The organism is Novosphingobium aureum (assembly GCF_015865035.1).
Classification (GTDB): domain Bacteria; phylum Pseudomonadota; class Alphaproteobacteria; order Sphingomonadales; family Sphingomonadaceae; genus Novosphingobium; species Novosphingobium aureum.
The window spans coordinates 2504772-2518402 of the sequence record NZ_JADZGI010000001.1; the positions used below are offsets into that span (position 1 = coordinate 2504772).

Genomic DNA, 13631 nt, shown 5'->3' on the forward strand with positions numbered 1-13631 from the left:
GTCAGATAGGACCCGCAGGGCAGGTTCTCCAGCCCCACCTCCGCGGTTTTGCGCAGGTTAGCCTCAGAACAGCTTGCGGAAGTCGAGCCCGATCACGCGCCCCTGCGGCTCGCGATAGGCGCGCTGGTAGGCAATCGGTATCTCGCCAGCATCGTCAGTCACCTTCTGGCGCTGGTCGAGCACATTGTCGACGGTGAGCGACAGGCGAGCGCCTTCGAGGAAGGGCACCTTGCGCACGAGGCTCTCATTGCGCCCGAGGTCCGCGAAGAAGCGCAGGTCGATCTTGAATGTACTACCGAAGCGCAAATCCGAACTACCCGGCAGGCCGGTCCCGTTGACCCGGCTCGGTGCCTCCCAGTCGGCCTTCATGCGCAGGCCATAGCCATCGTAGAAGAACCCGCCCTCGGCCTCGATCGCATGGCGCGGCACACCGCCGCTGGCGATGGCGTCGCCCGAAAGCTGGTCCAGCACCTCCGAACCGGGCGCGATGCGCACCTCGTCAGTGAAACGCCAGGTGTGGTAGAGCGAGAGGTTCCAGCGCCCGCCCGGAGGACCGCCGCGACCGAACGGCATGCCACCGCCGCTGCGCTGCCGGTTGCCACTGGCCTTTTCCTGCCCCGCTTCTCCCGAAGCCGCCTGTCCTCCCGAAGCCGGAGCAGCACAAATCCGCTCCTTCGCCTGTGCGAGCCTTACCGGATCGACCTTGCCGTCGGCACCCACCAGCCGCTCGCGCATACGCTCGGGCAAGGTGGCGGGGTCGATTTCGCGACCTTCGGTGCACAGCGTCTCGCGCAGCTTTGCAAAGCGCGCCGGATCAAATCCCGGCGGCGGCCCACCCGGCCCCGCAGACCCCGGCGCCGCGCCGTCCGCGGCACAGAAGCGCTGCTTCGCCCGCTCAAGCTTGGCGGGATCGATCTGTCCGTCCTCGCCCTTGAGGCGCTCGAGCATCGGCGCGGGCAGAGACGAGAGATCGGGTTGCTGACCCGGCTGGACAGGCGCGCACAGTGCGGCGCGCATCTTTTCCATGCGTGCAGGGTCGAAACCGCCGGAAGGGCCACCCGATGCTCCTCCGCTCCGGGCCGCACCATTCTCTTGCGCTGCGGGCGTACCCGGAGCGCGTGCGCTGCCTGAGCTCGCTGCGGCTTCGCGCGCCGCACGCGGGTCCGGCCCGATCCGGCCACCGACGTTGAAGCCCCACCGGATGCTCGAGCTGGCGATGCGATCGTAAGTGACCGCACGCTGGTCGAGCGCTACGAGGTTGCCGTAGGCGTCACGCTCGACCCGGTCGGGGAAAGCGGCCTCGATCGCCGGGGTCAGCATCGGGAAAGACTGGGTCACGTCGCTGGAACGGTTCTTGAAGAATTCGACCAGCAGGTTCGAGCGATCGAGGATCGGCAGCTGCCAGTTCGCCGACAGCTTGATGTCGTGGCGCGTCTCCTTGCGCAGGTTGGGGTTGCCGCCACTCGTCACGTCCACCAGCGCCGTCGTCTGGTTGACGAAGTCATAGACAGAGACGTTGTAGCTGACGATCTGGGGAGCGCCGAGCTGGGCGAGTGTCGGCGCCGCTTCCTCGACGATATAGCTTCCCTGAAACGAGAGCGTATCGGTCGGCGACCAGGTCAGCCCTGCGGTCCAGTTGGCGAGCGTGCCGAAATCGGAAAGCTCGTTGAGGCCACCGCTCAGGTTGAGCGAGAGGTCGCCGATCGCTCCGAGGAAATCCTCGTCGCGACTGGTCAGAGGCAGGGCAAGATTGAGCCCGCCCGAGACATCCCCGCGCGAGAGCGTCACATCACCCACCGTCGAGCGCGTGTCCTCGCTCATCGTACGCGAATAATCGTAGCCCGCCTTGATCGTCAGGCTCGCATCGCCGCCGGGCATGCGAAACGGGGTGCCCGCCAGGGTCGCCATCGAAGTCCCTGCGAAGACCCGGTTGCGCGCCTGGTCGATGCCGGCGCTGGGAAGCACCGGCAAGGCACCGGCAATATCGAATTCACCGGCAGCTGCAGCGTCCTGCAAGTCCCCGTAGATGTCTGCGCCGCGACTGCGATCGTTGCGAGTATTGGTTTCGGTATAGCTGCCATCGCCGGTCGCGCTGAACTGCCAGTCGCCGAACTGCGTGTTGTAGCCCAGGCTTGCCTCGAAGGTATCGGTCTGGACACGGCTCGCGAGCGGGTCGTCGTACGTGCGAATTTCGCTGTTACCGCCTTGATCGGTAAGCGTGAAGGTATCTAGGCCGGATAGCGAATGCGTAACCGAACGGGTATAACCGCCGTTTACGGTGACCTGGCCATCCAACCCGCCTTCGCCCACGCCCTGGGTCATCGTGGCGGTCATCTCCAGTTCGGAGCTGCGGCTCGCGAGGCTGCGATAGCGCGTGGGATCTGGGTCGCCCGCGACGGTGGGATACTCGTCGTCCTCGCGGCGGATATCGCGCTCGTCCTCGGTCAGCATCGACGTCTCGGTGAGCTTGGTCGAGAAATTGTAACGCCGTGGCCCGGCGATCTTGAAGATACCGCCTTCCAGCTCGTAGTTGTCGTAGCCGCCGCGCGTCGGGCGATTGTATTCACCCGCGCCCGTGACAGCCGCGAAGTTGTCCTTGAGGATCAGGTTGATGACCCGCAGGTCCGCCGAATAGCCAAAGCGCAGCGCAACTTCCTCAGGCAGGATTTCCATGCGCGCGATCGCCTCGGGGGGGATGCTGCGCATCTCGCGCCAGCTGGTGATCCGCTGGCCGTTGACGAGCATCACCGGTCGCCCGCTGCCGCGTCCCCGCCCACTGCCGGTCTGCGGCGAGATCGCCTCGATCAGCTCTGCGATAGAGGACGCGCCGTAGGCCGCGATGTCCTCTTCCTCGAACGTCATGATCGGCTGCTGGGGCACGTCGACGATGCCACGAAAGGCCGGCGCGGTGACGACGATCTCGTTTCCGATGACCTCGACCGGATCATCGTCGTCGACGCGGATTCCGGGTTCGCTCTGCCCGGCCCCGGCTGCGCTGGAAACAGGCGCCGCGACGTCCTGCGCGGCCGCAAGGGCAGGCATCGAAACGCTGGTGGCCAGAACGATAAGGGTCGTCAAACGCAAGCTAGGATCTCCGCCAAGAAAAGGGATGCCGCAATAAACGGTCGGCTCGACTTTCGTGCTGTTGCCGGACGAGGCCCCGGATCAGCAAGTCGCACTGCGTATTATTTTGTCGCAGGACCCTGCCAACTCGGATAAACCCCGCCGTCGGCAAAGGCTCCCGGCCCTTAGCGCTCCTGCCCGGTTTTTCCCCGCCGCACCCGGCGCTGGCCTTTTGAAGCAGCGCTCGATATGGCGCGCGAAGTCAGTTTCGTAGAAGCACGGGTTTGATCGCCGATTAGGCGCCTTTCGTACTAGTGTCTTTCGCCACCAGCGAAGGACGCCGCACATACCATTCCAATCCAGCACGCAGGTCCCGCGTTGACGCAGCTCTCCACCACCCCAGCACCGCGCCTGCTGCTCGCCTCGGCGAGCCCGCGTCGGCGCGAACTCATCACCCGGCTCGGTCTCGAGCCTGACCTGACGCTCGCCGCCGACATCGACGAGAGCGCGGCGGACCGCGAGCTCCCGCGCGCCTACGCCCGGCGCATGGCGCGCGAGAAGGCACTGGCACTGCGCGAGGACGAGGCCGCCCGCGGCATGCACATCCTTGGCGGCGACACCGTCGTCTCGTGCGGCCATCGCATCCTGCCCAAGGCCGAGGACGAAGCGACCGCACGGCTCTGCCTGGCCCTGCTCTCCGGTCGTCGCCACCGGGTGCTTTCCGCCATCGCGCTGGCAGCTCCAGACGGATCGCTGCGTGAACGCCTTGCCGAGACCGTAGTACGCTTCAAGCCGCTCTCGGCCGAAGAGATCGATGGCTACATCGCGGGCGGCGAATGGCACGGCAAGGCCGGTGGCTACGCCATCCAGGGCAGCGCCGAGGGGCTGATCGCCTGGATCTCGGGCAGCCACAGCGCCGTGGTCGGCCTGCCCCTGTTCGAGACCCGCGCGCTGCTTCGCGCCGCCGGTTTCGCGATCTCCTGAGGACCGCGTCATGGCACAGTGGCTGGTCGAGGAAGGTATCGGCGAACATCGCGCCATCCTCGTCGAGGCAGGTCAGGTCCTCGCCGCGAAGCTCCATTGGCCCGGTGCGCTCGCTCTGGGCGAGATCGCAGATGCCACGCTCGTCGCGCGCCGCGCCGGATCGCGCCGGGGGACAGCCCGCTTCGCATCGGGCGAGGAAGCCCTCGTCAATGCACTCCCGCCCTCGGCCAGCGAAGGAGCGCCCATCCGTCTCGAGGTGACCCGCGCGGCGATGGCCGAACAGGGCCGCTTCAAGCGCGCGCAGGCCCGCCCCTGCGACCGCCCGGCCCGCCCTGCCCCGCCGCTCGTCGAACGGCTCGCTGGCAGCGGGGCGAGCGCGTGCATCGTCACCCGCTTTCCCGACGATCCCTGGCCTGCGATCATCGCCGATGCGCTCGATGGCACGATCGCCTTCGAGAACGGCGAAATCCTCGTCAGCCCGACCCCGGCAATGACCCTGATCGACGTAGACGGGACGCTCGCTCCGGGCGCGCTCGCGCTCGCGGCCATTCCCGCCATCGCCGATGCCATCGCGCAGTTCGACCTTGCCGGCTCGATCGGCATCGACTTCCCCTCGCTCGAGCGCAAGGAGGAGCGCCGCCGCGTCGACGAGGCCTTGGCGGCAGCGCTTGATCACTGGCCGCACCAGTCGACCGCGATGAACGGCTTCGGCTTCGTGCAGCTGGTCGCGCGCAGCGAGGGTCCCTCGATCCTCCAGCGCGTGCGTACCCGCCCACGCGCGGCAGCAGCGCGCCTGCTGCTGCGCCGCGCCGAACAGGTAACCGAACCCGGCGTCTTGCTGCTCAGCGCGCATCCGGCGGTACGCGCCGAAGTAGGGACCGAGTGGGAGGCCGAGCTTGCCCGCCGGACCGGGCGCACCCTGCGCTGGAATTGCGATCCAGGCCTTGCGATCCACGCCGGATTCGCGCAGGCGGTCTCGTCATGACCAGTCCCGAACGCAAGTGCCCGATCTGCGGCAAGCCGCGCCAGGCCGACCACGCCCCCTTCTGCTCCAAGCGCTGCCGCGACCGCGACCTCGTCCAGTGGCTCGCCGACGGCTATGCCCTGGCCGGCCCGCCCGACTTCTCCGCGCGCCTCGAACAGGACCTTTCGAACAATCCACAGGACGATTGAATATTTGTCGCGATTTTAGGGTTGCAAAGCCCCGCGCGCTTCGCCATAGGCCCGCAACCAGCTGATCGGCGGTGACCTTCGGGACCTCGATCAGGGCGATGCCCGGGTAGCTCAGTTGGTAGAGCACATGACTGAAAATCATGGTGTCGGCGGTTCGATTCCGTCCCCGGGCACCACTCCTCTACGGAGTGGTTGCAAGCCTTCACAGACATTCGGATAATCAGCCTGACCGGCATTGCGGCACAGAGGCCGGCCGTTCGTGAGCCCGCCCGTCTTGCGCAAGCGGATGCCAGCGACTCGGCGAAGTGTTCACTCCTGATCACTCAGAGCAGCGTCGCCAAGTTAAAATCCCGCATAATCACTTCCATATGAAAAAGCGCGTGCAATACTATTTGCAATCGCTGAGTATCGCCTCACTGCAACTGCAGGAGCACGAAATATGGCATCCGGCATTACTCTCGAAACCACCGAGACCGACCAAGACCTGTTCGGAACCAACGACGAAGACACTCTTACCGCCAATCATACAGGCGCGCGTCTTTTCGGCGGCAATGGCAATGACTTGCTCCAGACAAACTTCGGCGGCTTCACCGCTGCCGACCTGGCCTTCTTCGGCGAAGCCGATGACGACCGGCTGATCGCCCGGCCCGGCGTTACCGAAATGGCCCGCCTCTTCCTTGATGGCGGTTCAGGTGACGACACCATCGAGGCGGAACCCTATTTCGTCTTCGACGGCAGCACTTTCGCCGGCACGCTCGAGAACATCGTCCACGGTGGTTATGGCGACGACGTCATCACGGCCAGCGCCGATCTCGACGAGTACGATGGCACCGCCAGCAACGTCATCGCAGGCGATAGCGGTGCCGACACCATCGAGGTCTTCGCGTCGACCAGCTTCTACGGTTTCGGTAGCGAAGCCTTCAACGTGGTCGAGGGCGGCTCGGGCCACGACCTGATCAGGGCCAGGGTCGAAGGCATCAGCAACGGCGGCGACGAAGTGGCGAACACGATCACCGGCGGGCTCGGCAACGACGACATCGAGGCCGGTGCCTACGTGACCAGCAACGCCAGTACGCAATACGTCGAGCAGGACCTGACCGGAGGTGCGGGAAGCGACAGGCTGGTCGGTTGGCTCGAAGCGGGCGATGACGGCTCAGCCGAGGCGACGCTGACCATCGACGGGGGTTCGGGCCACGATACGATCGAGGCGACCAGTGCGCTCGGCGGCGACTACTTCTCTTTCCACGAGATCGTCCATGCCCTCAATGGTGGTTCGGGGCGCGATACCATCGCCTCGTCCATCACCAGCACCGCTGCCGGGTCCTACCTCGTCACCGCGGCGGGTGGATCGGGCAGCGACGCCCTGACCTCGCTCATTGAACTCACGCCCGAGGAAGGGACCGGCGGCGAACCGGCCCACAATGTCCTGTCAGGCGACCTTGGTGCCGACACGATCCTCGCCTCGATAACGCTCGCCCCCGGCTGGTCGCTCGACGACAGCGACCTGCTCAACCAAATCGACGGTGGCCAGGGCAGCGACCTGCTCGAGGCGCAGCTCATTCTCGACCTTGATGGCGTCGAGCAGTGGGCGGACAGCTTCGATGTCGGCGAGAACGTGATCCATGGCGGTACCGGCAACGATACGCTCATCGGCAGGGTGCTGATCGAAGGCGGCGAAGACGGCGTGAGCTTCGCTGCGTCGAGTTCCCTGTACGGCGGGGCCGGTCAGGATACCCTCACCGTGATCGGCGGGACCGGAAACCTGCTCGACGGCGGCGCGCGCAACGATGTCCTCCTTGGCGGCGATGGCGCTGACAGGCTGATCGGCGGCAGCGGGGCGGACCGGCTCACCGGCGGCCTCGGCGAGGATACCTTCGTATTCGACGTGCTCGAACAGACCTATCGTCGCGACCGGGTGATGGATTTCGAGAGCGGCGTGGACACGATAGAACTCGCCACCGCCGCCTTCGCGGCACTGGCGGACCTGGGCACGGGAGCGCTGGATTCCGGAGAACTGAGCTATGGCAAAAACGCCGAAACGCCCGATCAGCACCTGTTCTACGACCAGACGACCGGCGTGCTTTATTACGATGCCGACGGCTCGGGCAGCACGGACAAAGTCCAGATCGCGATCTTCGACGATCTCGCCACGATCGAGGCGAGCGACATCTACCTCGTGTGATACCTCAGGTGCCCGAACTCCAGTCGCGCAGCTGGCTGAAATCGGCGCCCGATCGTGCGCCGAGATGCAACAGTGGCATGTCGGCCATGAAGCCGTCCGAGACCTTGTCCTTGCGCCCCCAGTCGATCAGCTCGCGCCGCCGGGTGATCGCCCAGCGTCCGTCGCGGCAGGCATATTCGTCTATGTAGCGTCCGGCCATGAACAGGTCGTATCGCTGGTCATCCTCGACCAGCCGGTGCCAAGCAAAGAAGTAGATTTCGCCATGCGCGCGGTCGCCCTCGACGGTGATGTCGGTCTGGCCGATGAGGTGCTGGCTGCCCTCCATCTGCGCGAGAAAGCCTTGCGCGAAGTCGGTGAACTCTTCCCGCGTGCCGCGCAGCAAGCCGCAGTCGACGTCGGCATCCTCGTGGAAGGCGCTGAGCTGCAACTCCCGGTCCAGCCGGTCCTGTCCGCGCATATAGGCGCTGATCGCACGAACGATGTCGCGCCGCGCGGTGAGATCGTGAATTTCGGCCTCGAGCTGTTCGATGCTTCGCGTCATCGCCCTCACCCCGCAGCCATGGCGGTGCCGGCAAGCGCATAGACCGGATCCCCTGCGCCGCGACATCCGCGCAGGTCTAGCGCGGCGTATAGCCCCTCTTCCATCTGCCGCGTGGTCGGCTCGCTGCGCATCCAGTCGAGCACGAAACTGCGCGAGGCGATCTTCCAGACGCCTTCGCGCCGCTCGAAGCTGTCGATGTAGCGCCCGCCGGTCAGCGTATCGCTTGCCGCCTGCCCGCCTCCGCGCGTCGTGGAGACCGCGATGACATATGTCTCGCCGACCGCGCTCTCGCCGCTGATCTCGATCCACTGGTTGGCGATCGAGTGGAAGGTCTGCTCGTAGACGTCCTCGACCATGGCGCAGATCGTCTCGGCGAATTCGCGGGCAGGTCCGTTGAAAGCCCCCGAAACGACGGTCGCGTCGTCGTGGAAGATGGACGCAAGAAGCTCTCGATCGGCGCGGTCCACGCCGCGGCAATAGGCCATGGTGAGGTCGGCGATCTGCTGGCGCGCGACCAGCGTTTCCAATAGGCGACCTCCCCCATCGGTGCCGGCTTCCTGCATTCCACTTTCTCCATTCGTCCTGGTTCGCTGGCGGGCCGTCTCTGTGGCCAATATCGCCATCCCTGCATCCCCGCTTCCATGACCGCCCGCGGGAACGTGGCTTTCAAGCGGCCCAAGCCCCGGCTTGCTGAAGCGGCCCGACCAGTTGAGATTGGTGTCGAGGACATAGGCCCTGTGCGCGAGACGCCACTGGCCAGCGCGCTTTTCGTGGCGATCGAGGTAGCGTCCACAGATCAGTCGCTGCACCGGGCTGTCGGCCACGCTCTCGTCTCCGGCATAGGCCATGACGTAGCTTTCCGAGGTCGCGACAGCGCCCTCGAGCGCGATCCACATCTGCGCGGTGCGGTGCTGGGTCACTGGCCCCTGCGCCTGCGCGCCTGCGAGGATCGGGGCGAAGTCTGCCGCGGCGCCTTCGAAGAAGCCGTAGTCGACCGTGCCGTCGCGATGATAGCACTGGGCCAGCATCGCCGCGTCCGCACGGTCCACCGCGCGGCTGTGCTGCGCGAGGTTCGTGCGGATCGCGGCGTGATCGGCAAGCGCCTCCAGGTTCACGAGATCGTCTCGCCGTTGTCGATGACGATGTGCGTGCCGGTGATCTGGCGCGATTCTTCCGAGGCGAGGAAAAGGACGAGGTTGGCGACGTCCTCGGGCTTGCCCTGGCCATGCGCCTCGACCTGGTCGAGCCCGGCATCGCCGCCGGGCAGTTCGGCGAGCGCCTGCTGCGTCATCGGCGTCTCGTGGGCACCGGGCGCGATGGCGTTGACCCGCACGGCCAGCGCCTGTTCCTGACAATGCACCGCAACGCTGCGGGTCAGCGCGATAATCCCGGCCTTCGCCGCGCTATAGGCGGGGATCGCACTGATCCCCTTGAGCGCGGCCACCGAGGCGACGTTGATGATCGAGCCGCGCGTCGTCGCCCCGCCGCTGCGGCGCGAGCCCATGTGCGGCAAGGCGCTCTTGCAGCCAAGGAAACAGCCCTCGACCATGACCTGCATCTGCAGCCGGAAGCTCTCCAGCTCGCAGTTCTCGACATTGGCGAAGCGGACCAGCCCCGCGTTGTTCACCAGCACGTCGAGCCCGCCGAAGTGCGCGACAACCTTGGCAACGACATCGCGCCACTGCGCCTCGTCGCGCACGTCGTGCTCGAGAAACAGCACGCCCGGGATCGAGGCCGCAACCTCGCGCCCGCGATCGCCCTGTACATCGGTGATCGCGACCTTCGCACCCTCGGCGGCGAGGAGCCGCGCGTCGGCGGCCCCCAGTCCCGAGGCCCCGCCGGTAATCAGCGCGACCTTGCCTTCCACTCTGCCCATGAGCCCACTCCCGATCAGAAGTTGAAGGAGGCCGAGGCGCCCCACTGGCGCGGCGATCCATAACCGGCGATGCCGCCGTATCCGGGGCTGTCGTAGACGGTCGACATGTAGCGGGTGTCGAGCAGGTTCTTCGCCCAGAGCCCGATCGACCAGGCGCGCCCGTCGGGGTAATAGGTGATCGATCCATCGATAAGGTGCGTTGGCTGGATGCGCGAACGCGGGGTATCGAGGATCGCGGTGTAGTACTTCGCGCTGGTGTAGCTGTAGCTGGCATCGCTCACCAGTTCGCCGCCGTCGCCCACCGGAATGACGAAGTTCACGCCCGCAGTCGCATTCCACTTGGGCGCGTTCTGGAGGCGGTAGCCCTCAAGGTCGTAGATCTCGCCCGAGACCGGATCGCCGTAGAGGAAGTCCTTGTACTTGGCATCGAGGTAGGCGACCGAGCCGCGCAGCATCATCCCGTCGACCGGAGCCGCCGTCGCCTCGAACTCAAAGCCCTTGATCTCGGACTTGCCGGCATTGAGGATGCGGTTGCCTTGGGTGTTGGTCGCGCTGTCGAAGTAGATCTGCGCCACCTGCATGTCGCGATAGTTGGTGTAGAACATCGCGAAATTGGTGCGCAGACGCCGGTTGAGCAGGTCGGCCTTGAAGCCCACTTCGAAGGTGTCGACTTCCTCGGGATCGAACGGCGTGTCGCCATCGGCAGGCACGCCCACGCGCGCAGTGAAGCCGCCCGACTTGAAACCGCGCGCCCAGCTTGCGTAGAGTAGCGGTCCTGCTGCCAGCTGGTAGTCCGCCCCCAGCTTCCAGCCCACGTTGTCCCAGCTCTTCGAGCCGCCGGTGGTGAAGCTGTCGAGCACGAAGTTGCCCTCGCCGGTGTAGTTCGAACCGGCCGGATCGCCGATGCTGGTGATCAGGCTCGGGGTCGATTCCGTCTTCTCGTGGGTATAGCGGATGCCGCCCTGCAGCTTGAGCGCATCGGTCAGCTGCCAGTAGGCCTGCGCGAAGCCCGAGAGCGAATAGTTATCCTGGTCCTGCAGGTTGGTCTGGAGCAGCCCGGGCGCTGCAAACTGCAGGCGGTAGGCCTGGATGTGGTCGTAGTGGTTCTTGAGGTAGAAGCCGCCCGCGAGCACGTTGAAGCTGTCGGAAAGCGTCAGGTTGGTGCGCAGTTCCTGACTGAACTGCCAGCCCTCGGTGCGCCGGTAGGTGTCGTTCTTGAACAGCGGCGAGCCGTCCTGATCAGTATACTCGCGCAGCTTGAAGTGCTTGTATCCGGTGATCGAGGTGAGGTCGCCGAGGAAGGTATCGTAGGCGTTCATAGTGAAGATGCCCGAGAATGTGTCCATGTTGGACTCGTCGGGGACCGAGTTGTTGGCGCTGTAATACTTGTCGGGCGCGACGCACTGGCCACCGCCTGCACAGGGACTGACGTACATCCCCTCAGTGCCGGGCTCGGTATAGAGGACCTCGCCCTCGATGCCGCCATTGATGATTATCGGCGATCCATTGCGCGAACGCACGTATTCACCCTGGAGCGTCGCATCGAAGCTGCTGCCCGGTGTGAACTTGAGGTAGGCGCGTACCGCGTTGAGGTTCTTCGAGCCCATGTCCGAACCGTCGACCACGTTGGTCACCCAGCCGTCGCGCTCGGTATGGATGCCCGCGACCTTGAACGAGAGCGTGTCCTCGACGAGCGGGATCTCGACTGCGCCCGAGACATCGAACCTGTTCCAGTTGCCGTAAGCCGCCTTGATGTGCCCACCGAACTCGCCGGTCGGCTGGGCGGTCACGACGTTGATCACGCCGCCGGTCGTATTGGCGCCGAAGAGCGTACCTTGCGGTCCGCGCAGGACCTCGATGCGATCGACGTCGTAGAGATCGAGCAGTGCGCCCATCGAAAAGAACTGCGGGACACCGTCGACGACGATCGAGACCGTGTTGCCGGCATAGGGATCGGGCTCGATGACGCCGATGCCGCGGATCGTGAAGACCGCGCTCTGGGGCGTATTTGCGAAGTTGTCGATCTGGACGTTGGGGATCGAGCCCTGCAGTGCCTGAAGCGAGGTCCCTTGCGTCGCAGCGAGCGCATCACCGGTGACCGCGGTTACCGAAATCGGGACGTTCTGCATGTTTTCGGCGCGCTTCTGTGCGGTAACGACGATCTCCTGAATACCCGTCTGGGGCTCGGAAACTGCCGTTTCCTGCGCTTCCTGCTGGGCGTGGGCCGCAATCGGCATCACCAGCCCTGCCGCCAGTGCGCTGCATATCGCCAAGCGCGACACCTTCACTCCAAGTCGCTTCATTGCATTCCTCCCTCATGTTTCTGTTCGATCGTTTTCGTCGCCTGCGCGACCGATGCAGTCGACCAGCACCGCTCCGCGCCCGACTTCATGTCGAAGCAGCGGCCGGCACCGTCGAAACCCGCCCCTTGTTCCGGCGCGTGGCTTCTCAGTTGCTTTCGTTGATCCAGTCGTTGAGCACCTCGTGGAAGAAGCGGATGCGCGTCTCCTGATCGGAGAGGTAGGCATCGCGGTAGCCACGCGAATGCATGCCGGCCTGCATGTTCTCGGCCAGTTCCATGTCCTGATAGACGATCTGTCCTGCCAGCTCGGGAATGCCGCGCCCGCGATCGAAGTCGCGGTGCTCGCACTCCATCACCTCGCGCAGCGGCTTGCGGCCCGCCATGACCGATTCCACCTCGTCCTGCCCCTCGACCGGAAAGGCCATGCACCACAGGTCGAAATAGCACTTCTCCGGGTCCTCGGGGTGCGGTTCGCTGCGGAAGAAGACGAGGTTGTCGGGCAGGAACGAGATGGTGACATTGGGAAAGATCACCGTGTGCGGACTGTCGGTAATCTCCTCGTCGTCCATCTTCTCGTAGTGGACGTAACCCTTTTCTTGCCAAAGCTTCTGCTTCGCCGCCTTGAGGTCCTTCCAGCCTTGCAGCGCGAAGTCCTCATAGGTTTCGTACTGCGCGGGATCGATGCCCCACTTGCGCAGTTCGCCCTCGAACATCGCGTTGCCACCTCCTTCCGGGCGATCCGAAAGCGAGGGGCGCATCGGCTGAACGGTGCGGCCATGCCCCTTGGGCCACATCTCGTGGCGCGCGGAATCGACGTCCTGATCGATCCATGGCGGCACCTGCGGGTGCGCGGTGCGGGTGTGGTAGCTTTCCGAGAAGTTGTCGGTGACGAACTTCCAGTTGGCGTTGAGCGCGATGCGGTACCAGGCGACGCGCACTGCGGTATCCATCGGGTAATTGCGGTAGAGCGCGGGCATCGGCTCGAGATATTCGGCAAGGCTCGGCCCGTCCGGGTCCATCGTGTACCACACGAAACCGCCCCAGGTGTCGCAGCGCAGCTCGTTGAGGCCGACCTTGCCGCAAGGGTTGCCGCGGCTGAAATCGACATCGGCATCCTGCGCCGCGATGAGCTTGCCGTCGAGCCCGTAGCGCCAGCCATGATAGGGACAGCTGAAGGCGTCGACCGAACTGGCATCGTCGACCATGCGCATGCCACGGTGGGCGCAGGAATTGTAGAAGGCGCGGACAGAGCCGTCCTCCTGCCTGACCGCGATCACCGACTCCTTCATGAAGTTGTGGACCACGAAATCACCTGCTTCGGGGACATCCGCGGTGCGCCCGGCGATATGCCAGATGCGCGTCCACATGTGGTCCCATTCCTTCTGGGCGAATTCCTTCGAGAAGTAGCGATCCCCGGTAATCGCATCGCCGCGCAGATTGGACGGATCGCGCCCGTCCATCGGCGGCGGCACGCTGAGCGCCTTGGTCATGTCCTGTCTCCCGTAACCCT

General features: G+C 65.2%; 10 protein-coding genes and 1 tRNA gene. 5 read left to right on the forward strand and 6 right to left on the reverse strand.

Annotated features, from left to right (window positions below; genetic code table 11):
• Positions 1–63: 63 nt before the first annotated feature.
• Positions 64–3078, reverse strand: coding sequence for a TonB-dependent receptor (locus I5E68_RS11745; protein WP_228726945.1), 3015 nt, complete (start codon positions 3076–3078; stop codon positions 64–66).
• A 363-nt stretch (positions 3079–3441) separates the two neighbouring features.
• Here I5E68_RS11745 and I5E68_RS11750 point away from each other — a divergent pair, with 363 nt between their 5' ends.
• From I5E68_RS11750 to I5E68_RS11770, 5 genes are all read left to right on the forward strand, one after another.
• Complete coding sequence (locus I5E68_RS11750) at positions 3442–4047, forward strand: Maf family protein (protein WP_197163927.1); 606 nt, start codon at positions 3442–3444, stop codon at positions 4045–4047.
• A gap of 10 nt (positions 4048–4057) precedes the next feature.
• Positions 4058–5032 carry a ribonuclease gene (locus I5E68_RS11755; protein WP_197163928.1) on the forward strand — a complete coding sequence of 325 codons (975 nt, stop codon included), beginning with the start codon at positions 4058–4060 and terminating at the stop codon, positions 5030–5032.
• Entirely contained in the window at positions 5029–5220 is a 192-nt protein-coding gene (gene yacG / locus I5E68_RS11760) for a DNA gyrase inhibitor YacG (RefSeq protein ID WP_197163929.1), read from the forward strand. The genes I5E68_RS11755 and yacG overlap by 4 nt, the downstream gene beginning before the upstream one ends.
• Before the next feature lie 100 nt (positions 5221–5320).
• A tRNA-Phe gene (locus I5E68_RS11765) sits at positions 5321–5396 on the forward strand.
• A gap of 263 nt (positions 5397–5659) precedes the next feature.
• A complete protein-coding gene (locus I5E68_RS11770; RefSeq protein WP_228726946.1) occupies positions 5660–7402 on the forward strand; it encodes a calcium-binding protein in 1743 nt (580 codons plus the stop codon).
• 4 nt (positions 7403–7406) lie between these two features.
• Here I5E68_RS11770 and I5E68_RS11775 read toward each other — a convergent pair whose 3' ends face one another.
• From I5E68_RS11775 to I5E68_RS11795, 5 genes are all read right to left on the reverse strand, one after another.
• Positions 7407–7943: a nuclear transport factor 2 family protein gene (locus I5E68_RS11775; protein ID WP_197163930.1), complete on the reverse strand. Its 537-nt coding sequence runs from the start codon at positions 7941–7943 to the stop codon at positions 7407–7409.
• A gap of 5 nt (positions 7944–7948) precedes the next feature.
• Positions 7949–9058 (reverse strand): nuclear transport factor 2 family protein, encoded by a 1110-nt coding sequence (locus I5E68_RS11780; protein WP_197163931.1) that lies wholly within the window; start codon positions 9056–9058, stop codon positions 7949–7951.
• Complete coding sequence (locus tag I5E68_RS11785; protein WP_197163933.1) at positions 9055–9819, reverse strand: SDR family NAD(P)-dependent oxidoreductase; 765 nt, start codon at positions 9817–9819, stop codon at positions 9055–9057. The genes I5E68_RS11780 and I5E68_RS11785 overlap by 4 nt, the downstream gene beginning before the upstream one ends.
• A 14-nt stretch (positions 9820–9833) precedes the next feature.
• Complete coding sequence (locus tag I5E68_RS11790; protein WP_228726947.1) at positions 9834–12122, reverse strand: TonB-dependent receptor; 2289 nt, start codon at positions 12120–12122, stop codon at positions 9834–9836.
• A gap of 145 nt (positions 12123–12267) precedes the next feature.
• Positions 12268–13611 carry an aromatic ring-hydroxylating oxygenase subunit alpha gene (locus I5E68_RS11795; RefSeq protein ID WP_197163935.1) on the reverse strand — a complete coding sequence of 448 codons (1344 nt, stop codon included), beginning with the start codon at positions 13609–13611 and terminating at the stop codon, positions 12268–12270.
• Between the last annotated feature and the right edge of the window lie 20 nt (positions 13612–13631).

What these genes read in the sequence shown, in the direction of transcription:
- I5E68_RS11755 (WP_197163928.1), top strand. Translation starts at nt 4,058, where the DNA reads ATGGCACAGTGGCTGGTCGAGGAAGGTATCGGCGAACATCGCGCCATC.
- yacG (WP_197163929.1), top strand. Translation starts at nt 5,029, where the DNA reads ATGACCAGTCCCGAACGCAAGTGCCCGATCTGCGGCAAGCCGCGCCAG.
- I5E68_RS11770 (WP_228726946.1), top strand. Translation starts at nt 5,660, where the DNA reads ATGGCATCCGGCATTACTCTCGAAACCACCGAGACCGACCAAGACCTG.
- I5E68_RS11775 (WP_197163930.1), bottom strand. Translation starts at nt 7,943, where the DNA reads ATGACGCGAAGCATCGAACAGCTCGAGGCCGAAATTCACGATCTCACC.
- I5E68_RS11785 (WP_197163933.1), bottom strand. Translation starts at nt 9,819, where the DNA reads ATGGGCAGAGTGGAAGGCAAGGTCGCGCTGATTACCGGCGGGGCCTCG.
- I5E68_RS11790 (WP_228726947.1), bottom strand. Translation starts at nt 12,122, where the DNA reads ATGAAGCGACTTGGAGTGAAGGTGTCGCGCTTGGCGATATGCAGCGCA.
- I5E68_RS11795 (WP_197163935.1), bottom strand. Translation starts at nt 13,611, where the DNA reads ATGACCAAGGCGCTCAGCGTGCCGCCGCCGATGGACGGGCGCGATCCG.